General features: G+C 69.7%; 25 protein-coding genes. 11 read left to right on the top strand and 14 right to left on the bottom strand.

The window, feature by feature from the left end; all coding sequences use genetic code 11:
* Nucleotides 1-36 precede the first annotated feature (36 nt).
* On the top strand, nucleotides 37-792 hold the full coding sequence (locus tag W7S_RS05915; RefSeq protein ID WP_008254489.1) for a hypothetical protein: 756 nt from the start codon (nucleotides 37-39) through the stop codon (nucleotides 790-792).
* 47 nt (nucleotides 793-839) lie between these two features.
* Entirely contained in the window at nucleotides 840-1,901 is a 1,062-nt protein-coding gene (locus tag W7S_RS05910) for a hypothetical protein (RefSeq protein ID WP_014711058.1), read from the top strand.
* A 72-nt stretch (nucleotides 1,902-1,973) separates the two neighbouring features.
* Here the strand turns inward: W7S_RS05910 and W7S_RS25920 are convergent, their stop codons facing one another.
* Nucleotides 1,974-2,120 (bottom strand): hypothetical protein, encoded by a 147-nt coding sequence (locus tag W7S_RS25920; protein WP_003875447.1) that lies wholly within the window; start codon nucleotides 2,118-2,120, stop codon nucleotides 1,974-1,976.
* A 28-nt stretch (nucleotides 2,121-2,148) separates the two neighbouring features.
* Nucleotides 2,149-2,721 carry an HhH-GPD-type base excision DNA repair protein gene (locus W7S_RS05905; protein ID WP_008254480.1) on the bottom strand — a complete coding sequence of 191 codons (573 nt, stop codon included), beginning with the start codon at nucleotides 2,719-2,721 and terminating at the stop codon, nucleotides 2,149-2,151.
* A gap of 111 nt (nucleotides 2,722-2,832) precedes the next feature.
* On the opposite strand from W7S_RS05905, the gene W7S_RS05900 reads away from it, so the two are divergent.
* On the top strand, nucleotides 2,833-3,366 hold the full coding sequence (locus tag W7S_RS05900) for a nuclear transport factor 2 family protein (RefSeq protein ID WP_008254478.1): 534 nt from the start codon (nucleotides 2,833-2,835) through the stop codon (nucleotides 3,364-3,366).
* Between the two features lie 34 nt (nucleotides 3,367-3,400).
* Here the strand turns inward: W7S_RS05900 and W7S_RS05895 are convergent, their stop codons facing one another.
* Complete coding sequence (locus W7S_RS05895) at nucleotides 3,401-3,625, bottom strand: DUF5302 domain-containing protein (RefSeq protein ID WP_008254477.1); 225 nt, start codon at nucleotides 3,623-3,625, stop codon at nucleotides 3,401-3,403.
* A 48-nt stretch (nucleotides 3,626-3,673) separates the two neighbouring features.
* Nucleotides 3,674-4,117, bottom strand: a complete 444-nt coding sequence (locus W7S_RS05890) for a PPOX class F420-dependent oxidoreductase (RefSeq protein WP_008254475.1) — start codon at nucleotides 4,115-4,117, stop codon at nucleotides 3,674-3,676.
* 75 nt (nucleotides 4,118-4,192) lie between these two features.
* On the opposite strand from W7S_RS05890, the gene W7S_RS05885 reads away from it, so the two are divergent.
* Nucleotides 4,193-4,714 (top strand): DUF1697 domain-containing protein, encoded by a 522-nt coding sequence (locus tag W7S_RS05885; RefSeq protein WP_008254465.1) that lies wholly within the window; start codon nucleotides 4,193-4,195, stop codon nucleotides 4,712-4,714.
* Nucleotides 4,715-4,764: 50 nt separating this feature from the next.
* On the opposite strand, the gene W7S_RS05880 is transcribed toward W7S_RS05885, so the two are convergent.
* Nucleotides 4,765-5,130 (bottom strand): GntR family transcriptional regulator, encoded by a 366-nt coding sequence (locus tag W7S_RS05880; protein ID WP_008254464.1) that lies wholly within the window; start codon nucleotides 5,128-5,130, stop codon nucleotides 4,765-4,767.
* Nucleotides 5,131-5,167: 37 nt separating this feature from the next.
* Between W7S_RS05880 and W7S_RS05875 the strand changes: the two genes are divergently transcribed.
* The gene (locus W7S_RS05875) at nucleotides 5,168-5,881 is read left to right on the top strand and encodes an NAD-dependent deacylase (RefSeq protein WP_008254463.1); all 714 of its coding nucleotides are present in this window, start codon (nucleotides 5,168-5,170) and stop codon (nucleotides 5,879-5,881) included.
* On the opposite strand, the gene W7S_RS05870 is transcribed toward W7S_RS05875, so the two are convergent.
* Entirely contained in the window at nucleotides 5,878-6,510 is a 633-nt protein-coding gene (locus W7S_RS05870; protein ID WP_008254462.1) for a class I SAM-dependent methyltransferase, read from the bottom strand. The two genes, W7S_RS05875 and W7S_RS05870, sit on opposite strands and share 4 nt — an antisense overlap.
* Nucleotides 6,511-6,576: 66 nt before the next feature.
* The gene (locus W7S_RS05865) at nucleotides 6,577-8,892 is read right to left on the bottom strand and encodes an MMPL family transporter (RefSeq protein WP_008254461.1); all 2,316 of its coding nucleotides are present in this window, start codon (nucleotides 8,890-8,892) and stop codon (nucleotides 6,577-6,579) included.
* A 312-nt stretch (nucleotides 8,893-9,204) separates the two neighbouring features.
* Here W7S_RS05865 and W7S_RS27680 point away from each other — a divergent pair, with 312 nt between their 5' ends.
* Complete coding sequence (locus W7S_RS27680) at nucleotides 9,205-9,327, top strand: hypothetical protein (RefSeq protein ID WP_003878506.1); 123 nt, start codon at nucleotides 9,205-9,207, stop codon at nucleotides 9,325-9,327.
* A 138-nt stretch (nucleotides 9,328-9,465) separates the two neighbouring features.
* Here the strand turns inward: W7S_RS27680 and W7S_RS05860 are convergent, their stop codons facing one another.
* The gene (locus W7S_RS05860) at nucleotides 9,466-10,230 is read right to left on the bottom strand and encodes a 3-hydroxyacyl-CoA dehydrogenase (protein ID WP_008254459.1); all 765 of its coding nucleotides are present in this window, start codon (nucleotides 10,228-10,230) and stop codon (nucleotides 9,466-9,468) included.
* A gap of 49 nt (nucleotides 10,231-10,279) precedes the next feature.
* A complete protein-coding gene (locus W7S_RS05855; RefSeq protein WP_008254458.1) occupies nucleotides 10,280-11,362 on the bottom strand; it encodes a CaiB/BaiF CoA-transferase family protein in 1,083 nt (360 codons plus the stop codon).
* Nucleotides 11,363-11,482: 120 nt separating this feature from the next.
* Between W7S_RS05855 and W7S_RS05850 the strand changes: the two genes are divergently transcribed.
* Complete coding sequence (locus W7S_RS05850) at nucleotides 11,483-12,295, top strand: enoyl-CoA hydratase (protein ID WP_008254457.1); 813 nt, start codon at nucleotides 11,483-11,485, stop codon at nucleotides 12,293-12,295.
* A 93-nt stretch (nucleotides 12,296-12,388) separates the two neighbouring features.
* Nucleotides 12,389-13,747 (top strand): NAD(P)H-binding protein, encoded by a 1,359-nt coding sequence (locus W7S_RS05845; RefSeq protein WP_008254456.1) that lies wholly within the window; start codon nucleotides 12,389-12,391, stop codon nucleotides 13,745-13,747.
* Between the two features lies 1 nt (nucleotide 13,748).
* On the opposite strand, the gene W7S_RS05840 is transcribed toward W7S_RS05845, so the two are convergent.
* Both W7S_RS05840 and W7S_RS05835 read right to left on the bottom strand, forming a co-directional pair.
* On the bottom strand, nucleotides 13,749-14,471 hold the full coding sequence (locus W7S_RS05840) for a CPBP family intramembrane glutamic endopeptidase (protein ID WP_008254455.1): 723 nt from the start codon (nucleotides 14,469-14,471) through the stop codon (nucleotides 13,749-13,751).
* Nucleotides 14,468-15,616, bottom strand: a complete 1,149-nt coding sequence (locus W7S_RS05835; RefSeq protein ID WP_008254454.1) for an NAD(P)H-binding protein — start codon at nucleotides 15,614-15,616, stop codon at nucleotides 14,468-14,470. Before W7S_RS05835 ends, W7S_RS05840 begins: the two co-directional genes overlap by 4 nt.
* 91 nt (nucleotides 15,617-15,707) lie before the next feature.
* Between W7S_RS05835 and W7S_RS05830 the strand changes: the two genes are divergently transcribed.
* From W7S_RS05830 to W7S_RS05820, 3 genes are read left to right on the top strand one after another with little or no spacing between them, the layout of a single operon-like run.
* Entirely contained in the window at nucleotides 15,708-16,790 is a 1,083-nt protein-coding gene (locus W7S_RS05830; protein ID WP_050989409.1) for a type III polyketide synthase, read from the top strand.
* A gap of 20 nt (nucleotides 16,791-16,810) precedes the next feature.
* Entirely contained in the window at nucleotides 16,811-17,311 is a 501-nt protein-coding gene (locus tag W7S_RS05825) for an isoprenylcysteine carboxyl methyltransferase family protein (protein WP_008254452.1), read from the top strand.
* Complete coding sequence (locus W7S_RS05820; RefSeq protein ID WP_008254451.1) at nucleotides 17,308-18,324, top strand: NAD(P)/FAD-dependent oxidoreductase; 1,017 nt, start codon at nucleotides 17,308-17,310, stop codon at nucleotides 18,322-18,324. Before W7S_RS05825 ends, W7S_RS05820 begins: the two co-directional genes overlap by 4 nt.
* Before the next feature lie 109 nt (nucleotides 18,325-18,433).
* Here W7S_RS05820 and W7S_RS05815 read toward each other — a convergent pair whose 3' ends face one another.
* From W7S_RS05815 to W7S_RS05805, 3 genes are all read right to left on the bottom strand, one after another.
* Nucleotides 18,434-19,225, bottom strand: a complete 792-nt coding sequence (locus tag W7S_RS05815; RefSeq protein WP_008254450.1) for a crotonase/enoyl-CoA hydratase family protein — start codon at nucleotides 19,223-19,225, stop codon at nucleotides 18,434-18,436.
* Nucleotides 19,222-20,370 carry a thiolase family protein gene (locus W7S_RS05810; protein WP_008254449.1) on the bottom strand — a complete coding sequence of 383 codons (1,149 nt, stop codon included), beginning with the start codon at nucleotides 20,368-20,370 and terminating at the stop codon, nucleotides 19,222-19,224. The genes W7S_RS05815 and W7S_RS05810 overlap by 4 nt, the downstream gene beginning before the upstream one ends.
* Before the next feature lie 225 nt (nucleotides 20,371-20,595).
* On the bottom strand, nucleotides 20,596-22,080 hold the full coding sequence (locus tag W7S_RS05805) for an aldehyde dehydrogenase family protein (protein ID WP_008254448.1): 1,485 nt from the start codon (nucleotides 22,078-22,080) through the stop codon (nucleotides 20,596-20,598).
* Between the last annotated feature and the right edge of the window lie 44 nt (nucleotides 22,081-22,124).

Raw genomic sequence — 22,124 nt, 5'->3', positions numbered from 1 at the left:
GCGCCGGGACCTGTAATCGATCAATCAGGGAGAGTCATGCCAACCATCTGGACTTACTTGCGTGCAGCCGCCGTCCTGGCCGGTTCGTCCGCAGCACTATTGACGGGCGGTATCGCCCACGCCGACCCCGTGCCGGCTCCGGCGGTGCCGAACATTCCGCAGCAGCTGATCAGCTCGGCGGCCAACGCACCGCAAATCCTGCAGAACCTCGCGACCGCACTCGGCGCCACGCCGCCCGCGGCGCCCGCCACACCGGGCATCAGCTTCCCGGGTGTTCCCGCGGCCGCCTCGCCGGCATCGGCGACCACGGCGGGCATCCCGTCGATCCCCGGCCTGACGCCGGCGGCCCCCGCCGCTCCCGCGTCATCTCCGGCGGCGGTGCCGTCCATTCCGGGGCTGGCGCAGTCGGCGACGCCCGCCGCGCCGGCGTCGCCCTCTGCGGCGAGCGGCATTCCGGGGATGATTCAGGGCTTGACCGGCGCGCAGCCGGCGGCCGCGAGTCCGGCCGCGCCGGCCTCCTCGTCGATCCCGGGCCTGCCCGCGATCCCGGGGCTGTCGGCGCCGAGCGCGCCGGCCACGCCGCCCGCACCGCAAATCCCGCAGGCGCAGGTCAACATGCCGGCGATGCCCGCGGGCCTTCCGGTCAACGTCCCCCCGCAGGTGCGGCTTCCGCAGGATCTGCCGGCGCTGGCCTCGGGCCAGACCCCGGCGGCACCAGCCGCTCCGGCCGCACCCGCGCCGGCCGCCAGCCCGGCCGGACCGGCAGCGCCGCTGCTCGCCGCCCTGCCTTGAGCAGCGTCGTCATCGGCCTAACCCACCACTGAGAACCGGAGGACACCGTGGCAACCACTTGGAATCTGTCCAAAGGTTTGGCCGCTGTCGTCACGGCATCGGTTGCCGCGCTCGGGCTTTGCCCGAGCGCGGCAGCCGACCCGGCGGCGCCGCAGCCGACACCACAATCCAGCGCGGCCCAACAGCTGCCGGGGCTGCCTGCCCTGTCGCAGCTCAGCCCGCTCATCCAGCAGGCGGCCGGCGACCCGCAGCAGGCTACACAGCTGCTCATGGCCGCGGCGCAAGCCTTCGCCCACAGCCCGACCGCTCCCAGCGAGTCCAAAAACGTGGCGGCGGCGGTGAATCAGTTCGTCCAAGAGCCCACCGCCCCGGTGCAACACGTTCCGGCGACCGGGGTGGAACCCGGTGTGCAGGCGCACCTGCCGGCGGGGATCAACCCGGTGCACGCGGCGGGTCCCGCGCCCCAGCCGGCACCCGAGGCGCACGTGCCGGCCGGCGTCGACCCGGCGCACGCGACCGGGCCCGCACCCGCCGCCGCGCCGGCGCCCGCGCCCGCTCAGCCCGCGAATGTGCCCGTCGCGGCGCCGATTCCGGCGCCACCCGCGCCCGCCGCCGCGCCCCCGGCACCGGAGGCCGCCCCGGCGCCTGCACCCGCGCCGGACGCCGCCCCGACCGCGGCCGCCCCGGGATTCGGCGCCGACACGCCGCCCACGCAGGACTTCATGTATCCGTCGATCGGCACCAACTGCCTGGCCGATGGCAGCAGCGCCATCGCCACCGCGCTGTCGGTCGCGGGACCGGCCAAGATTCCGCTTCCCGGCCCGGGGCCCGGCCAGACCGCCTACGTGTTCACCGCGGTCGGCACGCCCGGACCCGCCGAGGTGCAGAAGCTGCCGTTGAACGTCACCTGGGTGAACCTGACCACCGGCAAGTCCGGCACCGTCGCCCTCACGCCGCGACCGGACATCAACCCGGACGGGCCGACGACGCTGAGCGCGATCGCCGACACGGGCTCGGGCAGCATCATGTCGACGATCTTCGGTCAGGTCACGACCAAGGAAAAGCAGTGCCAGTTCATGCCGACGATCGGCTCGACGGTGGTGCCGTAACACACCAGCGCCGTCACCGTTTCGCCACCTGCGAACGCGCGTGTCCCCGCACCGGGGTCACGCGCGTTCGCTTTAGTACGCCATGAACAGGATCGCGTCGCGGTCGTACTCGAGGCCGGGATGAACGCTGGCGAGATGAGCCTGGGTCAGTTCGACCAGCTCGTCCTCGTCCTTGCCGACAATGGCCTCGCCGCACGGACACGTTATGTGTGTCTTCACGTTGCTGCCCTTCCCTTCTGTGCACCGACTACTTCGCCGCTTTGGCTGCCGCCTTCATCTGCTTCTTGTAGGCACGCACCGCGCCCATCGACTCGGCGTCGACGATATCGGCGACGGAGATGTGCGTGCCCGCCTTGCCGAACTCGCCGGCGGCCGCGCGCCAGCCCTTCGGCGTCACGCCGTACTGCTTGCCCAGCAGCGCCAGAAAGATCTGCGCCTTGGCCGCACCGAAACCGGGCAGCCCCTTGATGCGCCGCAGCAGCTCCTCGCCGTCGGGGTCACCCGAGGTCCACAAGCCCGCGGCGTCACCGTCGTAGCGGTCCACGATGATCTGGGCCAGGGTCTGGATACGTTTGGCCATCGATCCCGGAAAACGGTGTATCGCAGGTCGTTCCGAGCACAGCGCGGCGAACTTGTCCGGGTCGTACTCGGCGATCTCGTGAGCGCCGAAACTGCCCATGCGGTCCGCGATCTTCTTCGGTCCCGAAAAGGCGGTCTCGAACGGCACCTGCTGATCGAGGACCATCCCGATGAGCAGGGCCAACGGATCCTCGTCCAGCAGCGCGTCGGCCTCGGGATCTTGAGCCAGCCAAAGTTTCACCGTCAACGACCTTCCTTTCGGTGAACACCCTACGACCGAGACCGGTTGGTGCGACAGCAACCACCGAAACCGCGCCTACGATCAGCACCCTAACCGTCGAGTTATCGTGACGTGGTGGTGGATGAGGCCCGATTGGAGCTGATGCTGGCCCGCGACGAACTGCACGCGCTCGTCACGTCCTACTGCCGCGCCGTCGACCGCGCCGACTACGAAGGCCTGCGGGAGATGTATCACCCCGACGCGACCGACTCGCACGGGGAGTTCTCGACCGGGGGCGTCGAACAGTTCATCGCGCAGTTGCAGGCCGCGCAGCCGTATGTGCGTGTCTCCCAACACAACATCACCACGACGAACTTCGTGGTCGCGGGTGAAAAGGCCCACGGTGAGGTCTACTGCCTGGTGTTTCACACCTTCGCCGGTCCCGACCACGACGTCGACGTCATCATCGGCGGCCGGTACCTGGACGAGTACACCAGGCACGACGGCCGTTGGAAGTTCAGCCGCCGCACCATCGTGGCGGACTGGGCCTACCAGAACGACCCGTCCCGACTGGACTTCGGACATCCCAGCACCCGAGGAAGCCTGCGCGGCAAACCGGGGCGAGACGACCCCTCGATCGGCCTGTTCTGCCCGCCCAGCGGCTAGGCGAATCGGGCCGTCTCCCAACGAGTCTCGGGGATCAGCCGCTCTTGCGGCGGAACTCGCGCCGGTTACCCGCCGCGCCGTGCGCCCGGGACTGCTTGCCGGCGCCGTCCTTGTGGTCGGATCCGGTCGAGGATTTCGCCATCTTGCGGTCGAGCGCTTCGCGGAACTTGCGCTTGGTGTCCTCGTCCGACCCGGGCGATTCAGAAGCCCCCGAAGACTTGGACGACTGTGAACCCTGCCGAGCATTCGATGCGGCCATACGGGCAGCTTAGCCCCGGTTTGACGGGCGGGCGCGCAGGCGGCGCGGCTACCGCATGCCGGGCGGCATGCCGTACAGGTGCGAGATCGGCAACGTCAGCAGCACCCGCCGATCGGTGACCATCGCCTGCCGGTATTCGTCCCAATCCGGATGTTCGCCGGCGATGTTGCGGTACAAGGCAATCAACGCCTCCACGGTGCTGTCGCCGGGCGCGGCCGCCGGGGGGGTCAGTTCGGCGGTGCCCTCGGCGACGGCGTACGACCAGCCGTCGTCGGCGTCGACCAGGATCGACGCCCGCGGGTCCCGGCGCAGGTTGCGCGTTTTGGCGCGCGGCTCGGTGATCGACACCTGGATCGCCATGCTGCGCGGGTCGAAGTGGTAGCTCACGTTCGACAGCTGCGGTCGCCCGTCGCGCTTGATGGTGGCCAGCACCCCGAGGGAATGTCCGCTTATCAAGGCCAGCAGCTTGTCGTCGAAGACTTGGCGTCCCATGACGAAAGCCTACGTCGCGCGCCGCCCGGGCGGCCCGGGATGGTCGTCCCCCGGCCGGGCTGGTGGAATCGGGGCATGACCAAGTACGCGGCGTTTCTGCGTGGCGTGAACGTCGGGGGCGTCAATCTGAAGATGGCCGAGGTGGCGGCCGCGCTCACCGACGCGGGCTTCACCGAGGTGCGAACCGTGTTGGCCAGCGGCAACGTCGTGCTGGAGTCGTCGGCCGGCGTGGCAGCGGTGCGCAGGAAGGCCGAGGCGGCGTTGCGCGAACGGTTCGGCTACGACGCCTGGGTGCTCGCCTATGACATCGGCACCGTGCGCGAGGTGGTCGACGCCTATCCGTTCGAGCGCGACGCCGACGGCTACCAGTCCTACGTCACGTTCGTCGCCGATAAGGCGGTGCTCGACGAGCTCGCCGCGCTGGGTCAGGAGGCCGGCCCGGCCGAGCGGATCAGCCGCGGTGACGGCGTCCTCTACTGGCAGGTCCCCAAGGGCGGCACCCTGGACAGCACCATCGGCAAGACGATGGGCAAGGCGCGCTACAAGTCGTCGACCACGACGCGCAACCTGCGCACGCTCGTCAAGGTGCTGCGCTGAGCGGTACTACCGCATGGGCTGCGCGCCAACGCTTTTCGAAGCTTTACCGCTTACTCGTCGGGCACCGATTCGATGTAGCGCAGGGCATCGGCTTTGTCCAACCCGAGTCCGCGGGCTACCCGGACGTACTCGCGTGCGGCGGCGGCCATAGCGGCGTCGGTCGGGTCGTAGCGGGCGACGAATGTGCCGAAGCGGCCGCGGGTTTCGATGATGGCGGCGGTCTCCAGCTCGCGGTAGGCGCGAGCCACGGTGTTGACCGCGACCCCGAGCTGGCCGGCCAGGTCCCGCACGGTGGGCAGGCGCGTGCCCGGCGGCAGCGCGCCCTCGCGGACCCCGTCGATCACCTGCGTCCTGAGCTGGTCGAACAACGGCTTGCCCGCCTTCACGTCGACCCGCAACCAGTCACCCAGCTCCACCCGTTCAGTATCCCCCACCTCCGGCTATCTTGGTGGGATGCGCGTAGCGGTGCTCAGCGGCGCGGGGATCTCCGCGGAAAGCGGTGTGCCGACGTTCCGCGACGACAAGAACGGGTTGTGGGCCCGCTTCGATCCCTACGAGCTGTCCAGCACGCAAGGGTGGCGCGACAACCCCCAGCGCGTCTGGGGCTGGTACCTGTGGCGGCATTACCTGGTCGCCGACGTGCAACCCAATGCGGGCCATCGCGCCATCGCCGCCTGGCAGGACGACGCCCGGGTCACCGTCATCACCCAGAACGTCGACGACCTGCACGAGCGCGCCGGCAGCGGTTCCGTCCACCACCTGCACGGGAGCCTGTTCGAATTCCGTTGTGCGCGTTGCGCTGAGCCATACAGCGGCGCGCTCCCGCACATGCCCGAACCGGCGCTCGAGGTGGAGCCCCCGGTGTGTCAGTGCGGCGGCCTGATCCGGCCCGACATCGTGTGGTTCGGTGAACAGTTGCCCGACGAGCCGTGGCAGCGCGCCGTCGAGGCGACCGAGTCCGCCGACGTGATGGTGGTGGTCGGGACGTCGGCGATCGTCTATCCGGCGGCCGGGCTCGCGGAGCTGGCGCTGGCGCGCGGCGCCGCCGTCATCGAGGTCAATCCCGAAGTCACGCCGCTGTCGGCCAACGCCACCCTCAGCATCCGCGAGTCGGCGAGCCAGGCGTTGCCGGGACTGCTGCAGCGGCTGCCCGCCCTGCTGAACTAGGCGGGCCGGCGCGCGCGGCCCAGCAGGAGTTCGGACACCGGCATCGGCGCCCAGGCCGGCAGGGTCCACTCCCGCCGCGAGGTGTCGACTTCGAATCCCGCGTCGAGGATCGAGCGTTCGGTGTCGCGATGGGTGTGGCAGTTGCCAAACAGCCGGGGCCACAACGTCGCATCGACGAAACGCTGAAAGCGGCCCCGCGCGCCGGCACTGGCGATGTGCTCGAGGTAGCGCAGTTCCCCACCGGGTCGCAGCAACGAGTACAGGCGCCGCAGCACGGCGCCCGGGTCACGCACCGAGCACAACACCAGCGAGCACACCACCGCGTCGAACGGCTCACCGGCGCTGAGGCTTTCGGCCGTCTCGCCGGAAACGATCACCCGGGCGGGCGCCGCGTCGGCGGCGGCGCGGGCCCGCGCCGCCAGCCGCGGTTCGGGCTCCACCGCGATGACCTCGTCGACCGACGCCGGATAGTGCGGAAAGTTCGTCCCGATCCCCGCGCCGACTTCCAACACCCGGCCGGACAACCCGGCCAGGTTCTCCCGCCGCAGGACCCGGATCGCCTCGGCTTCATGGTTGGCGACGAAAGGCCAGACGCGCGCGAAGAAGGGATTGTCGACCGCCGTTGTCATACGTGTGTGAACCTTCCGACTCGGATGACGCCCAGAATAGGGTTCGGCGCCGGGACAGGCCGGACGTTAACCGATATTGGGCACCGGCTCCGCGAGCGCCGCCCCGGCGACGGGCTCGGGCGTGGGCGGGCGGGGCGCGAGGTCGACGCCTTCGCTGATCCCGAACCGATCGTGCAGCCACGCCAGGGGCCGGGGCGCCCACCAGTTCCAGCGGCCCATCACGTGCATGAAGGCCGGGACGACCACCATCCGCACCAGGGTGGCGTCGGCGAAGACGGCCAGCACCAGGCCCAGGCCGAACATCCGCATGAACGAGACGTGCGCGGCGATCAGCGCGGCGAACGACATCGACATCACCAACGCGGCCGCGGTGATGACCCGACCGGTACGGGCGACGCCGAGGGCCACGCTCTCGTCGTTGGCGGCGTGGGCCTGCTTCGGGGTGGGCCGGGCGGGCCGGGCGGCGCCGGACGCCAGCCAGTATTCGCGGATCCGGGAGAGCAGGAAGACCTCGTAATCCATCGACAGCCCGAAGGCGATGCAGAACAGCAGCACCGGCATGTTGGCGACCAGCGTCCCGCTCGGCGTGGTGCCGAGCGCACCGAGATGGCCGTCCTGGAAGATCCACACCAGCGCGCCGAACGCCGCGGTCAACGACAGGAAGTTGCACGCGAGCGCCTTGATCGGCAGCAGCACGCTGCCGGTGAGCAGGAACAGCAGCACGAATGTGATCGCGGCCATCAGCCCGAGGACGAGCGGAAGCCGTTCGGTCACGGCGTCGACGCTGTCGCGGTTGACCTGCGCCACCCCGCCCATCTCGACGGCCCGCCCGGCCGGTCCGGGGACGTCGTGCAACCGTGCGAGCTGGGCGTCGTTCGCCGCGGAGAACAGCGGCGCCGTGCTGCTGACGGTCAGGAAGGCGCTGCCCTGGGCCAGCCCGGTCGCCCCGGCGGGTGGCCCCACCCGGTTTCCGCCCGTGAAGGTGCCCCCGGGCGCGGACACGGCCGCCACGTCGGGCACGCGCGAGAGCGCGGCGGCGTAGCTGTCGAAATCCCCGGGATTCAGGCCGGAGGCATCGGGGACGACGACGGGCACCGACGTCGCGGAATCGTCGGCGAAGTCGTTGCGCAACCGGTCGCCGACCTGGTGCGCCGACGCCGAGCGCGGCAGCACCCGGTCGTCGGGGAACCCCCACTTCACCGAGAAGAACGGCAGCCCGAGCAGCAGGAGCAGGCCGACGACGGCCAGGCCGACCGGCGCCCAGCGGCGCATCACGAACTTGCTCGACCGATACCAGAACAGTTGCTCGACGGGCTTTGGCGCCGGCTCGGGTCGCCGCAGCATCCGCCGCAAGAACCGGCGCACATTGAACGCGTCCAGCCGGTCGCCCAACAGCACCATCGCGGCGGGGGTGATCACGATCGAGGCGGTGGCGACGAAGGCGACCGTGGCCACCCCGGCGTAGGCGAACGACTTGAGGAAGTACATCGGGAAGGCCACCGTCGCCGACATCGACAGCGCCACGGTGACCGCGGAGAACAGCACCGTGCGGCCGGAGGTGGCCATCGTTCGGATCAGCGCCTGGTCGCGGTCGTGGCCCTCGGCCAGTTCGTCGCGGTAGCGGCTGACGATGAGCAGCGTGTAGTCGATGGCCAGCGCCAGGCCCAGGGCGGTGCTGAGGTTGAGGGCGAAGATCGACACCTCGGTGGTGAAGGTGATCAGGCGCAACACCGACATCGAGCCGACGACGGCCAGCGCACCCAACGCCATCGGCAACGCGGCGGCCAGCAGCCCACCGAACACCCAGATCAGCACCACGAAGCTCAGCGGCAGCGCGATCATCTCCATCACCAGCAGGTCGTCCTGGTTCTGCTTGTTGATCTGGGCGTACTGCATGGCCGCGCCGCCGGCGCGGACGGTCACCCCGTCGCGGTCGTGGACGAACTGGTCCGACAGGGTCTGCGCGTTGTTCTGGACGAAGTTTTCGCCGCCTTTGAGGTTGACCACGATGAGGCCCGACTTGCCGTCGCGGCTCACGAGATCGGCTGGGGCCGCGCCGGTCCACGGCGAGGACACGTTGTAGACCAGCGGGGACCCTTGGAGTTCGTGGACGAGGTCGGTGCCAACCGTGCGGGCCTGTTCGCTGTTGGTGCCGCCGGGGGCCGTCACCAGGATCAGCATCTGCTGACCGCTCTGCCCGAACTTGTCGGTCAACACGGCGATGGCGCGGGCGGACTCCGAGTCCGGATCCTGGAAGCCGCCGGGAGACAAGCTCTTGGCGACGGGAACGCCGAAGACGGCCGCGGCGATGAAAACCAGCACCCCGATCGCGATGATCCGGCGCGGCGCCGCGATAGCGACTCGGGCGATTTTCTGCAGCATTGTGAGCCCTTCCGCTGCCGGTGCCCCGTTGCGCTGGCGGCTGGCTAGTCCGCGACAACGTAACAAACGCTAATGTCCACGCGTCGAACAGTGTTGTCCTTAAGCACGCAGGCGGGCGGGTGGACCGTTCAATGCCGCATTTTTTAAACCGGTAGAACGGTAAGAGTCCGGCCAGAAAAATGTGTCGCAAATAAGCAGCTCAGGGCGCAAATCCCTGCGGAAATGGCGGCCACCCTACCCGCGGGTAAATTGCCACCATTTTCCGAATCGTGACTCAAAGTTTCCTTAAGGGTGGCCCATACGCTCAGTGTCATGTGGATCGACGACACAAGTGCCGACGTCATCAAGGTCGACTTCGAGGCCCTCTACCACGGCGACGTGCTGGTGGAAGGCGAGACCTCGGAGCAGTTCGACGAACTGCAAGCGGCGAGCTGAGGCAGACCATGAGCATGCTCGCACGGCTGTTAATGGCCGAACCCTCCGTCAGTCGGTGGTTCCGCAAGTAACCATCGATCGTGGTCATCACGAAAGCCCCCCGCCGACGCGGGGGGCTTTCGTTTTGTCCTTACGTCCCTAGCGGGGCGCCATGCGAATGGCGCCATCCAGGCGGATGACCTCGCCGTTGAGCATCGGGTTCTCGACGATGTGCACGGCCAGCGCGCCGTACTCGTCGGGGTCGCCCAGCCGGGCCGGGTGCGGCACCTGCTTGCCCAGCGATTTCTGCGCCTCCTCGGGCAGCGAACCCAAAAGCGGGGTCTTGAAGAGCCCGGGCGCGATGGTCACCACGCGGATGAGCTCGCGCGAGAGGTCGCGGGCGATCGGCAGCGTCATGCCGACCACGCCGCCCTTGGATGCCGAGTAGGCGGCCTGGCCGATCTGGCCCTCGAACGCCGCGACGGAGGCGGTGTTGATGATGACGCCGCGCTCTGGGCTCGTTTCGGGCCCAATGGGTTCGGTCTTGGCGATGCGCTCGGCGGCCAGTCGCAGCACGTTGAAGGTGCCGATCAGGTTGACGCCGATGACCTTCTTGAACCCGTCCAGCGGGAACGGGCCGTCCTTGGACAGCGTCTTGATGGCGTTGCCGATGCCGGCGCAGTTGACGTTGATGCGCAGCGCGCCCATCGACTCCGCGGCGTCCAAGGCCTTGCCGACGGCGGCCTCGTCGGTGACGTCGGCCTCGACGAAGCGGGCGCGCTCGCCCAGCTCGCGGACGGCGTCCTCGCCACGCAGGTCGATCACCACCACCTGGGCGCCGCGGTCGAGCAGCCGCTTGGTGGTGGCCAGGCCCAGCCCTGAGGCGCCCCCGGTGACGACGGCGACGGCGTCTTTGATCTCCATGCGAGTCCTTCCCTGATTTCCTGGATTCCAGCCAACTGGTTGGTTGGGACTATACCCAGTCGTTGAGTACCGCTTCGGCGTCGGCCACCGGCGTCGCGGGGCGCGGTGTCTCGGGCGCCGTGCGGGAGAACCTTGGCGCCGGCCGCGGCTGCAGGCCGCCGTCGACCTCGTAGAAGGTGTCCCGCTCGGTGATGTGCGGCTCGGTCTGCACCTCGCCGAAGGCCAGCACCGGCGTCACGCACGCGTCGGAGTCGGCGAACACCTTGGCCCAGTGGTCGCGGTCCTGGCTGGCGAATTTCTCGGTCAGCACCGCCCGCAGTTCCGGCCAGCGGCCGACGTCGTTCTGCCCGGGCAGGTCCGCGCCGTCCAGCCCCAGCCCGGCGAGCATCGCGGCGTAGAACTGCGGCTCGATGGCGCCGACCGCGACGTAGCGGCCGTCGGCGCATTCGTAGGTGTCGTAGTAGGGGGCGCCGCCGTCGAGCAGGTTGGTGCCGCGCGCGTCGGTCCACATGCCCGACGAGCGCATCTGCCACATCATCTGGACCAGCACGCTCGAGCCGTCCACCATCGCCGCGTCGACGACCTGACCCTTGCCGGAGCTCTGCCGCTCCCACAGCGCCGACAGGATGCCCAGCAGCAGGAACATCGAGCCGCCGCCGAAGTCACCGACGAGGTTCAGCGGCGGGACGGGCCGTTCGTTCACCCGGCCGATGGAGTGCAGGATGCCGTTGAGCGAGATGTAGTTGATGTCGTGGCCGGCCTGCTGGCTACGCGGGCCGGTCTGTCCCCAGCCGGTCATCCGGGCGTAGACCAGGCGGTCGTTGACCTTCGCGCAGTCTTCGGGGCCCAGGCCGAGCCGTTCGGTGACGCCCGGGCGGTAGCCCTCGATCAGGACGTCGGCCTTGGCGATCAGTTTGAGGACGTGACCGCGGCCTTCGTCGGACTTCAGATCGGCGGTCACCACGCGGCGGTTGCGCATCATGGCGTCCTTGGCGACACCCCCGGGGCCCGAGGAGGGACGATCGATGCGCACCACGTCGGCACCCAGATCCCCCAGGATCATCGCGGCGTGTGGGCCCGGCCCGATGCCGGCCAACTCGACGACTCGCAACCCTTTCAACGGTCCAGCCATGATCCACCGACCTTTCGTCCGCTCTGACGACTCCGACCGTTCGTGCTCAAACAACCGGTCGTTCGACATCTTCGCAGCCGTGCCCGTGGCCCGCGCAGCCCGGTCACTTATGGTGAGCCCATGCCTTCATCCGCGATCGCCACCCTCGCCCCCGTCGCCGGCCTCGACGTCACGCTGTCCGGCGGCGTGTTCTCGGTGACCATCAACCGGCCCGACAGCCTGAATTCCCTGACCATTCCGGTGATCACCGGGATCGCCGACGCGATGGAGTATGCGGCGACCGACCCCGAGGTCAAGGTGGTGCGGCTCGGCGGCGCCGGACGCGGCTTCAGCTCCGGTGCGGGCATCAGCGCCGACGACGTGTCCGACGGGGGCGGCGTCCCGCCGGACGAGATCATCCTCGAGATCAACCGGCTGGTGCGCGCGATCGCCGCGCTGCCCCACCCGGTGGTCGCGGTCGTCCAGGGCCCCGCCGCCGGGGTGGGCGTTTCCATCGCCCTGGCCTGTGACGTCGTATTGGCTTCGGAGAGCGCGTTTTTCATGCTCGCCTTCACCAAGATCGGATTGATGCCCGACGGCGGCGCGTCGGCGTTGATCGCGGCCGCGATCGGGCGGATCCGGGCCATGCAGATGGCCTTGCTGCCCGAACGGTTGACCGCCGCCGACGCGCTGTCCTGGGGGCTGGTCAGCGCGGTCTATCCGGCCGACGACTTCGAGGCCGAGGTGGACAAGGTGATCGCGCGGTTGTTGGGCGGGCCGGCCGTCGCCTTCGCCAAGACCAAGCTGGCGATCAACGCGGCCACGCTCACCGAACTGGATCCGGCGCTGCAGCGGGAGTTCGACGGGCAGTCGGTGCTGCTGAAGTCCCCCGACTTCGTCGAGGGCGCCACGGCCTTCCAACAGCGCCGCACGCCCAACTTCACCGACCGCTGACGGCCGTCGCGCCCACCCGGCGCGACGCTTGAGCCCGCGCCGATGCGGTAATCCCCCTCGTCAGGAGAACGACGGCTGACGAGCGGAGAATCGATGCCCGAACAGGTGCGGTGCCTGGTGACCGGAGCGACCGGCTACATCGGCGGGCGCCTGGTGCCCCGGCTGCTGGACGGGGGACATCACGTTCGGGCCTTGGCGCGCAACCCGGACAAGCTGAGCGAGGTGCCGTGGCGGCAAGGGGCGGAGGTCGCGCGCGGCGACCTCGGTGACGTCGATTCGCTGATCGCCGCCTGCGACGGGATCGACGTGGTGTACTACCTGGTCCACTCGATGGGAACGTCGAAGGACTTCGCCGCCGAGGAGACCCGCGCCGCCCGCAATGTCGTGACGGCCGCGCGGCGCACCGGGGTGCGCCGGATCGTCTACCTCAGTGGCTTGCATCCCGAAAACGCTGATCTCTCACCGCATCTCGCGTCGCGCAAGGCCGTCGGCGAGGCCCTCATCGACTCCGGCGTCGAGACCGTGGTGCTGCAGGCCGGGGTGGTCATCGGGTCGGGGTCGGCGTCGTTCGAGATGATCCGGCACCTCACCGACCGGTTGCCGGTGATGACCACACCGAAGTGGGTGCACAACCGGACCCAGCCGATCGCGGTGCGCGACGTGCTGCACTACCTGGCCGCCGCGGCGACCACCCCGGTCCCGAAGTCGCGGACCTGGGACATCGGTGGCCCCGACGTGTTGGAGTACGGCGACATGATGCGCGTCTACGCCGAGGTCGCCGGGCTGGGCAACCGCTACCTGTTCGTGCTGCCGTTTCTGACCCCGGCGATCGCCAGCCTGTGGGTGGGTCTGGTGACCCCGATCCCGTCCGGCCTGGCCCGGCCGCTGGTCGAGTCGCTGGAATGCGATGCGGTGACCCGTGATTCCGATATCGACGACATCATCGCCCCGCCACCGGACGGGCTCACCGGATACCGCCGCGCGGTCGAGTTGGCGCTGCGACGGGCCGCCCGCGGCCTCCCCGACGCCAGCTGGTCCTCGCTGCGGTCCGAGCCGGCCGAGCCGTTGCCCAGCGACCCCGACTGGGCCGGCGAGATCGTCTACACCGACGTGCGGACCGCGACCGCCGACGCTGCCCCCGGCGACGCATGGTCGGCGGCCCGCGCCGCGGCAACCGCCCCCCGGTGGCACCGACGCCTACCGCTTAACGGCTGGACGGTCGAGGAAAGCGATCCCGGCGTCGGCCTGCGGCTGCACTCCACGCCGAGTCGAGTGGGCCGGGCCTGGCTGGAGATCACGACGCGGCCGCACGACGACCGTGGCAGCCGGTACACGCAACGGCTGATCTTCGTGCCGCGCGGCGTCCTCGGCCGGATGTACCGGCTCACGGTGTGGCCGTTGCGCGTCGCGGCGCTGCGGGGCCTGGCGCGCGACGTCGTCACGCCGGGGTGACTCAGACCCCGAACATCGGCGGCAGGACCAGCACCATGATCAGCCCCCAGCCGACGTGGGTCAGCACCGGCGCCAGCACGCCGCCGCTGGCCCGGCGCTCCAGCGCGCACACCGTGCCCAGGATGATCGCGGCGAATCCCAGCATGGGGTTGCCGCTGGCCATGGTGGCGGCGGTGTAGAGCAGCGTGGAGATCAGCACCGGGTGATAGCGGCCCAGCGCGGTGTAGAGCGCGCCGCGGAAGAACAGCTCCTCGGCGACGCCGTTGATGACGGTGATCAGCACGACCAGCAGGAAGGACCCCTGATGGGCGAAGAGCAGCACCCGGGTGATCAGGTCGGAGACGGCGGGGATCTCTCGGGCGATCAGCCCACCCACCACGAACGCGCCACCGACGAGCAGGCCGACGGTCGTCCCGGTGATGACCGGCCGCTGGTTGCGGCCCCGCCAGCAGATGCCGCCCAGGTGCAGCGGGCCGGAGACCAACGCGCCCGCGGTCCACACCGCCGCGAGCGCCAGCGTCAGCCAGTAGAAGCTGGCCTCCCCCGGATGGCGCCGCAACGAGTACCCCAGCACCGCCGCGCCGACCACCAGCGTGATCGCGACGACGACGCGGCGCCGCCGCACGACGGACGGCGATTCATGATGGGGCACAGCAACATTGGTGATCGCGCGCCGCAACTCGGCGAAGACGCTGCTGTGGTAGGGGGCCGTTGACTGGCTCATGCGGGACGCACCTTCGGGGTCAGGGCGATCAAAATGTCGAGGCCGGTGCGAAGCGCTCCGGCAACCGGACCGGGGACCCTGTTCACCAGCCCCAGGGTCGGCCGCGCGATGGACGGTGTGACGCGCTGGGCGAGTTGGCGGAGGCGCCGCGCGTCGCCACCGGCCCAGGCGGCGTCGGTGTTGGCGAGGTCGTGCGGGTCGGCCAGGGCGTTGACCGGGCGCGGCCGCTGATTGGAGAGGCCGCGCAGCGCCAGCGCGATGGCGTCGTCGATCCCGAGCAGGCCGCCGGGCGGATCGGGTACCCGGTCGCGCAGGTCGCTGACCGACGCCACCATCGGGTGGTCCAGCGACTCGACCAGGTCCCCGGCCAGGCCCGGGGGCACCGGCAGGGCGACGCCGGTGATCAGCGAGGCCAGCCCGGTGTCGACCCTGCCGACCGGCAAGCCGGTGTGCCAGCGCCCCGAGATGCGGGCGTAGGTCTTCAGCAGCCGCCGGTAGGAGGTGGTCTCGGGCCCCGAGATGTCGTAGGCCCCCGCGGGCACCCGGTCACGATCGGCCGCGGCGACGAGATAGTGCAGGACGTCGCGGATGGAGATCGGGTCGATCGGGTTGTCCATCCAGCTCGGGATCGGGATGACCGGAAAACGGTCCCCCACGTAGCGCATCATCTCGAACGACGTCGATCCGGCGCCGATGATCATCGCCGCGCCCAGCCACACCAGCTCCGGGCCACCCGCGACGGTGAGCGCCTCGGCCACCTCGGCCCGGCTGGTCAGGTGCTCGGATAACGCCTCGTCGGCGGGCACGAAGCCGCCCAGGTAGACGATGCGGCGCACCCCCGCGTCGCGGGCCGCGGTCGCGAGGTTGCCGGCCGCGGATTTGTCCGCGTCGCGAAATCCGGGCTGACCGATGGCGTGCACCAGGTAATACACCACGTCGATGGGGTCGCACCCGGCGAAGGCCGCTCGCAGCGACTCCGGGTCGGCGGCGTCGAGGGTGACCGGGGCGATGTCGTCGAACCAGCCGAAACGCTTGAGCCGCACCGGGTTTCGCGACGCGGCCACCACCTGGTGCTGGTTTTCCAGCAGCGCCGTGACCAGCCGTGATCCCACATAGCCGGTGGCACCGGTGACCAGAACCCGCATACCCCGACCCTAGCCCGACGAGCTGGCCCGTGGCCCGCGCGACGCAAAGACGAATTTGAACCGGTGCGGCACCGGCACCGTGACCGGGGGCATGAAGAAGTTCACTGGGGGCGCCGCGGATACCGCGGTGAAATATCCGTCCATCGCCGGCGTGGCGGTCAGATTCCCGCCCAATCGCTACACCCAACACGAGGCCATCCGCGCGCTGACCGACATCGCCGGCCCCGATTTCCGCCGTTTCGGCGGCAGCAGCGGGGTCGAGTTCCGCAACACCGCTTTGCGGCTGCCGCACTACCGCGAGCTGAGCGGCTTCACCGAGGCCAACGACGCCTACCTCGACGTCGCGCTCGACCTCGGCGAGCAGGCGCTGGTGGCGGCCCTGGACGAGGCCAAGGTCAAGCCGTCGGAGCTCGACATCGTGTTTTCCACGACGGTCACCGGGCTCGCCGTGCCGACGCTGGAGGCGCGCTTGGCGACGCGGGTCGGGCTGCGGCCCGACGTCAAACGCGTCCCGCTGTTCGGGCTGGGCTGCGTGGCCGGCGCGGCGGGGGTGGCGCGCATGCACGACTATCTGCGCGCCTTCCCCGACCACACGGCCGCGCTGCTCGCGGTCGAACTGTGCTCGCTGACCATCCAGCGCGACGACACGTCCGTCGCCAACCTGGTCGCCACCAGCCTCTTCGGCGACGGCGCGGCCGTGGTGATCAGCGAGGGCGCCCAACGCACCGGCGCCGAACACACCGGCCCCCGGGTGCTGGCCACCCGCAGCCGGATCTATCCCGACACCGAAGACGTCATGGGCTGGAAGATCGGCGGCGACGGATTCCGCATCGTGCTGTCCGCCGACATCGCCACCATCGCCGAGAAATACCTGGGCGACGACGTCCGCGATTTCCTCGCCGACCACGGTTTGCGCCCCCGCGACGTGACGACCTGGGTCTGCCACCCGGGCGGCCCCCGGGTGATCGAAGCCGTCGAGCACGTGTTGGACCTGCCCGCGGACGCCCTGGACCGCACCCGAAAGTCGTTGCGCGAGAACGGCAATCTGTCATCGGTCTCGGTGCTCGACGTGCTCGCGGCCAACATGGCCGATCCACCGGCGCCGGGCTCGATCGGCCTGATGATCGCGATGGGGCCGGCGTTCTGCTCCGAACTGGTGCTGCTGGCCTGGTAGCGCTGGTAAAGACTGTAGCCATGTATTACCTGCTGGTGCTGGCCGTCGGGGTCGAGCGCGTCGCCGAGCTGGTGGTGTCCACCCGCAACGCGCGATGGTCGTTTACCCAGGGCGCCAAAGAGTTTGGCCGATCGCACTATCCGGTGATGGTGGTCATCCACACCGGGCTGCTGGTCGGTTGCCTCGTCGAACCGTGGGCGCTGCACCGGCCGTTCATTCCGTGGCTGGGCTGGCCGATGCTGGCCGTGGTGGCGGGAAGCCAGGCGCTGCGCTGGTGGTGCATCACGACGCTGGGGCGGCGGTGGAACACCCGGGTGATCGTGCTGCCGCAGGCCCCGCTGGTGCGACGGGGTCCCTACCGCTGGCTGCACCATCCGAACTATGTTGCAGTGGTGGCTGAGGGGTTGGCGTTGCCGCTGGTGCACACGGCGTGGCTGACCGCGGCCATCTTCACGCTGGCCAACGCCGGGCTGCTCGGGGTGCGGCTGCGGGTGGAGAACTCGGCTCTGGGTTACACATGAGCGATTACGACGCGGACCTGCTGATCGTCGGCGGCGGCCCCGGCGGCCTGGCCACGGCGTTACACGCTCGACGCCTTGGACTTTCGGTGATCGTGGCCGAGCCGCGCGAGACCCCCATCGACAAGGCGTGCGGCGAGGGGCTGATGCCCGGCGGCCTGGCCGAGCTCACCGCGCTGGGCGTCGACCCGGCCGGCATGCCGTTCCACGGCATCGCCTACGTGAGCGAACGACGGCGGGCCCAGGCGCGGTTTCGCGGCGGGCCGGGGCGCGGCGTGCGACGCACCACGCTGCACGCGGCGCTGGCCGCGCGCGCCAAAGAGCAAGACACCGACTGGATCCGAGCGCGGGTGACCGGTGTCCGGCAGGACGCGCACGGCGTCTCGGCCGCCGGGGTGCGCGCGAAATGGTTGGTGGCGGCCGACGGCCTGCATTCACAGGTCCGGCGCGACGTCGGCATCGCGGCGACGGCGGGAACGCCGCGACGCTACGGCGTGCGTTGGCACTACCGGGTGCCGGCGTGGACCGACTTCGTCGAGGTGCACTGGTCGCGCTGGGGCGAGGCGTACGTGACGCCGGTCGAGCCCGACCTGGTCGGCGTGGCGATCCTGTCCCGTGGGCGGCCCGACCTGGCCTGGTTTCCGCGGCTGGCCCGGCAGTTGGAGGGCGCGAGCCGCGGGCAGCCGCGCGGTTGCGGCCCGCTGCGCCAGGTGGTCTCGCGGCGCGTCGCGGGCCGCGTCCTGCTGGTGGGCGACGCCGCCGGTTACGAGGACGCCCTGACCGGCGAGGGCATCAGTCTCGCCCTCAAGCAAGCCGCCGCGGCCGTCGAGGCCATCGCCGCCGAAGCGCCAGCGTCCTACGAGAAGGCCTGGCACCGGATCACCCGCGACTACCGGCTGCTCACCCGCGGGCTGGTGCTGGCCAGCACGCCGCCCGCGGTGCGCCGCGCCGTCGTGCCGGCGTGCACGCTGCTACCGGGGGTATTTCGCCGCGGGGTGAACGTCCTGGCGCACTAACGCGCACTAACGCGCGTGGGCGCGCGTATGAGCGCGAGCAGACGCAAAAGCACCCAAAATGGCTGATTTCGGGTGCTTTTCGCGTGCTTTTGCGTCTGCTCGCCAGTCGTTAGCGCGCCTTCCAGACCGGCTCCCGCTTCTCGGCGAACGCCAGCGGCCCCTCCTTGGCGTCCTCGGACTTGAGCAAAACCCGCATCTCGCGCACGGTGCGGTCCCAACCCGGCTCGTCGCCGACGACGACCCCGTCGTCGACGCCGTAGGCGACGCGCTTGCTGGCCTGCACCGACAGCGGCGCGTTGACGGTGACCCGCGCGGCCAGCGCCAGCGCGGCGTCCAGCACCGAGCCCGCCGCGGCGACCTCGTTGATCAGCCCCCACTCGCAGGCGGCGGCCGCGCTCAGCGGCTCGCCGGTCAGCAGCAGCTGCATCGCCACCTTGCGCGGCAGCTGCTGCGCGATGCGGAACACGCCACCGGCGGCGGCGATCAGCCCACGCTTGACCTCCGGGAGCCCGAACTGGGCCCGCTCGTCGGCCACCACCAGGTCACTGGCCAACGCCAGTTCGGTGCCGCCACCCAGGGCGGTCCCGTTCACCGCCGCGATGGTGGGCTTGTCGATGAAGTGATGGACGTAGCCGGCGAAGCCCCACTCGGGATGATCGGGGTGATAGAGGTTTTCGCGGCGGGCGATCGCCTTGAGGTCGGCACCGGCGCAGAACGACTTGTCGCCCGCGCCGGTGAGCACCACCGCCCGCACCTCGGGATCGTGTTGCGCCGCTTCCAGTGCGTCCCCGACGCCGATGCTGACCGCGGCGTTGACCGCGTTGCGGGCCTCCGGCCGGTTGATGGTTATCACCATCACGTTGCCCCGGCGTTCGGCCAGGGCGCCCGGCTCCTGGGTCACAACAGTTCCACGATGGTGGCGTTGGCCTGGCCGCCACCCTCGCACATGGTCTGCAGACCGTAGCGAATTCCCTTGTCCCGCATGTGATACAGCAGGGTGGTCATGATCCGGGCGCCGGATCCGCCGAGCGGGTGACCCAGCGCGATGGCGCCGCCGTTGGGGTTGAGCTTCTTCTCGTCGGCGCCGATGTCCTTGAGCCACGCCAGCGGGACGGGCGCGAACGCCTCGTTGACCTCGTAGGCGCCGATGTCGTCGATGGACAGGCCGGATTTCTTCAGCACCTTCTGCGTCGCCGGGATGGGGGCGGTCAGCATGATCACCGGGTCGGCCCCGGCGAGCGACGCGGTGTGCACCTTGGCGATCGGCTTGAGCCCCAGCTCCTTGGCCTTCTCGGCGGACATGAACAGCAGCGCCGCCGAACCGTCGGAGATCTGCGACGAGTTGCCGGCGTGGATCACGCCGTCTTCCTTGAACGCCGGCTTCAGCGAGGCCATCTTCTCCATCGGCGTGCCGCGGCGGATGCCCTCGTCCTTGAGGACCACATTGCCGTCCTGATCCTTGATGCCCACGATCTGGTCATCGAAGGCACCGGAATCCTGTGCGGCCGCGGCCTTTTCGTGCGAGGCCAACGAGAATTCGTCGAGCGCCGTGCGGTCGAAGCCCCACTTCTCGGCGATCATTTCCGCCCCGATGCCCTGGTTGGGGATCTGGCCCTGGTAGCGGTCCAGGAAGGCCTGCGAGTACGGCCGCCCGCCGTTGGCCAGCGACGCCCCCATCGGGGTGCGCGACATCGACTCGACGCCGCCGGCGACGACGACGTCGTAGTGTCCGGCGATCACCCCGGCGGCCGCGAAGTGGATCGACTGCTGGCTCGACCCGCACTGACGGTCGACGGTCACGCCGGGGACGGTCTCGGGCCAACCGGCGGTCAGCAGCGCGGTGCGGCCGATGTCGAGGGCCTGCTCCCCGGCCTGCATGACGCAGCCCCAGATGACGTCGTCGACGATGCCGGGGTCGACGCCGGCCTTGTCCACCAGGCCGTTGAGCACCTGCGCGGACAGATCCGCCGGGTGCACCCCGGACAATCCGCCGTTGCGCTTCCCGATCGGTGAACGCACTGCCTCGACGATGACGGCTTCAGCCATGGTCTTGTCTCCTTTGACACGTGGACTTCGAAAAACGAGTGAGTCTTGCCTCGATTGTCAACCAAGGGGTTGGGAGGGCGAGGGCCGGGGTGCTTCTCACGCGTATCGAGCCGAGGTGACCGATTGCGTGGCCGAATGCGCCAGCACGGGTGCCGGCGCATTCGGCAGTCACGTAATGGACGCTGTCACAGCCGCTTTGGTTGGCGCGACCGAGTCGCGCCGCCCTCAGCCGGCGGGGTAGGCGACCGACTTGATCTCGGTGTACTGGTCGAACCCGGCGACACCGTTCTGGCGTCCCACGCCGCTTTCCTTGTAGCCACCGAACGGGGTGTCGGCGCCGTACGGGGCGCCGCCGTTGACGCCCATGAAGCCGGCCTTGATGCGGCGGGTCACCGACAGCGCACGCTCGAGGGAGCCCGCAAACACGTTGCCGGCCAACCCGTACACGCTGTCGTTGGCGATGCGGATCGCGTCCTCCTCGTCGTCGAACGGGATGACGGAGAGCACCGGGCCGAAGATCTCCTCCTGCGCGATCGTCATGGAGTTGTCGACGTTGGTGAAAAGCGTTGGGCGGACGAAATATCCCTTGTCGAATCCGGTCGGGGCGTCGGGACCGCCGACCAGCGCGGTGGCACCTTCTTCCACACCCTTCTTGATGTAGCCCGTCACCCGGTCGAGCTGCCGCTGCGAGATCACGGGCCCGCAAAGGGTTCCGGGGTCCTGCGGATCGCCGCAGGTGACGTTCTCGTAGATGTTCTTGAGGATCTCCACGCCCTCGTCGTAGCGGGACCGCGGCAGCAGCAGCCGGGTCGGGTTGGCGCAACCCTGACCGGCGTGCATGCACGGCGCGATGCCGACCATGCAGGCCGTCCCGAAGTCGGCGTCCTCCAGCACGATGGTGGCCGACTTGCCGCCGAGCTCGAGGAACAGCCGCTTCATGGTGGCGGCACCCTTTTCCATGATCCGCTTGCCGACGACCGTCGAACCGGTGAAGGAGATCAGGTCGACCTTCGGTGACAGCGTGAGTTCCTCGCCCACGAAGTGGTCGGACGCGGTGACGACGTTGACCACACCGGCGGGGATGTCGGTCTTCTCGGCGATCAACCGGCCGAGCCGGGTGGCGTTGAACGGCGTGTTCGGCGCCGGCTTGAGCACCACCGTGTTGCCGGTGCCCAGCGCCTGGCCGAGCTTGTTGAGGGTGACTTCGAACGGGAAGTTCCACGGCACGATCGCACCGACCACACCCACCGGCTCCCGCCAGACCTTGCGGGTGGTCAGCGTGCCGGTGAGGCTGATGACCTTGTCGCCCAGGTCGGTCTCCCACGCATACTCGTCGATCAACCGGGCGGGATACTTCAGCCCGTCTTCCAGCGGGGCGTCCAGCTGGGGGCCGAACGTGATGGCCCGGGGCGAGCCGACCTCGAGGATGAGCTCCTCGCGCAGTTCTTCCTTCTCCGATTCGATCGCCTCGTGCAGCTGCAACAGGCAGCGCTTGCGCAGTTCGCGGTTGGTCGACCAGTCGGTCTCGTCGAAGGCGCGGCGGGCGGCGTCGATCGCCCGGTGCATGTCCTCCTTGGAAGCGTCCGCGACCTCGCCGAGCGACTCCTCGGTCGCCGGGTTGATGTTGGTGAAGGTGCCGGCCTGCCCGTCGACGAGCTTGCCGTCGATCATCATCTTCGGCTCGAAGCGGACCTTTACAGCCTCAGTCATATCTGTCACTCTCTTCTGGGTCGTTGAGGGGCTACGGAGAGCCT

The sequence above is a fragment of the Mycobacterium sp. MOTT36Y genome (genome assembly GCF_000262165.1).
Classification (GTDB): Bacteria; Actinomycetota; Actinomycetes; order Mycobacteriales; family Mycobacteriaceae; genus Mycobacterium; species Mycobacterium intracellulare.
This window is presented reverse-complemented; position numbering and strand designations above follow the sequence as displayed.

What these genes read in the sequence shown, in the direction of transcription:
- W7S_RS05810 (WP_008254449.1), bottom strand. Translation starts at nt 20,370, where the DNA reads ATGGCTGAAGCCGTCATCGTCGAGGCAGTGCGTTCACCGATCGGGAAG.
- W7S_RS27680 (WP_003878506.1), top strand. Translation starts at nt 9,205, where the DNA reads ATGTGGATCGACGACACAAGTGCCGACGTCATCAAGGTCGACTTCGAG.
- W7S_RS05830 (WP_050989409.1), top strand. Translation starts at nt 15,708, where the DNA reads ATGAAGAAGTTCACTGGGGGCGCCGCGGATACCGCGGTGAAATATCCG.
- W7S_RS05825 (WP_008254452.1), top strand. Translation starts at nt 16,811, where the DNA reads ATGTATTACCTGCTGGTGCTGGCCGTCGGGGTCGAGCGCGTCGCCGAG.
- W7S_RS05845 (WP_008254456.1), top strand. Translation starts at nt 12,389, where the DNA reads ATGCCCGAACAGGTGCGGTGCCTGGTGACCGGAGCGACCGGCTACATC.
- W7S_RS05875 (WP_008254463.1), top strand. Translation starts at nt 5,168, where the DNA reads ATGCGCGTAGCGGTGCTCAGCGGCGCGGGGATCTCCGCGGAAAGCGGT.
- W7S_RS05850 (WP_008254457.1), top strand. Translation starts at nt 11,483, where the DNA reads ATGCCTTCATCCGCGATCGCCACCCTCGCCCCCGTCGCCGGCCTCGAC.
- W7S_RS05870 (WP_008254462.1), bottom strand. Translation starts at nt 6,510, where the DNA reads ATGACAACGGCGGTCGACAATCCCTTCTTCGCGCGCGTCTGGCCTTTC.
- W7S_RS05885 (WP_008254465.1), top strand. Translation starts at nt 4,193, where the DNA reads ATGACCAAGTACGCGGCGTTTCTGCGTGGCGTGAACGTCGGGGGCGTC.
- W7S_RS05890 (WP_008254475.1), bottom strand. Translation starts at nt 4,117, where the DNA reads ATGGGACGCCAAGTCTTCGACGACAAGCTGCTGGCCTTGATAAGCGGA.
- W7S_RS05805 (WP_008254448.1), bottom strand. Translation starts at nt 22,080, where the DNA reads ATGACTGAGGCTGTAAAGGTCCGCTTCGAGCCGAAGATGATGATCGAC.
- W7S_RS05835 (WP_008254454.1), bottom strand. Translation starts at nt 15,616, where the DNA reads ATGCGGGTTCTGGTCACCGGTGCCACCGGCTATGTGGGATCACGGCTG.
- W7S_RS05915 (WP_008254489.1), top strand. Translation starts at nt 37, where the DNA reads ATGCCAACCATCTGGACTTACTTGCGTGCAGCCGCCGTCCTGGCCGGT.
- W7S_RS05865 (WP_008254461.1), bottom strand. Translation starts at nt 8,892, where the DNA reads ATGCTGCAGAAAATCGCCCGAGTCGCTATCGCGGCGCCGCGCCGGATC.
- W7S_RS05895 (WP_008254477.1), bottom strand. Translation starts at nt 3,625, where the DNA reads ATGGCCGCATCGAATGCTCGGCAGGGTTCACAGTCGTCCAAGTCTTCG.
- W7S_RS05840 (WP_008254455.1), bottom strand. Translation starts at nt 14,471, where the DNA reads ATGAGCCAGTCAACGGCCCCCTACCACAGCAGCGTCTTCGCCGAGTTG.
- W7S_RS05855 (WP_008254458.1), bottom strand. Translation starts at nt 11,362, where the DNA reads ATGGCTGGACCGTTGAAAGGGTTGCGAGTCGTCGAGTTGGCCGGCATC.
- W7S_RS05860 (WP_008254459.1), bottom strand. Translation starts at nt 10,230, where the DNA reads ATGGAGATCAAAGACGCCGTCGCCGTCGTCACCGGGGGCGCCTCAGGG.
- W7S_RS05820 (WP_008254451.1), top strand. Translation starts at nt 17,308, where the DNA reads ATGAGCGATTACGACGCGGACCTGCTGATCGTCGGCGGCGGCCCCGGC.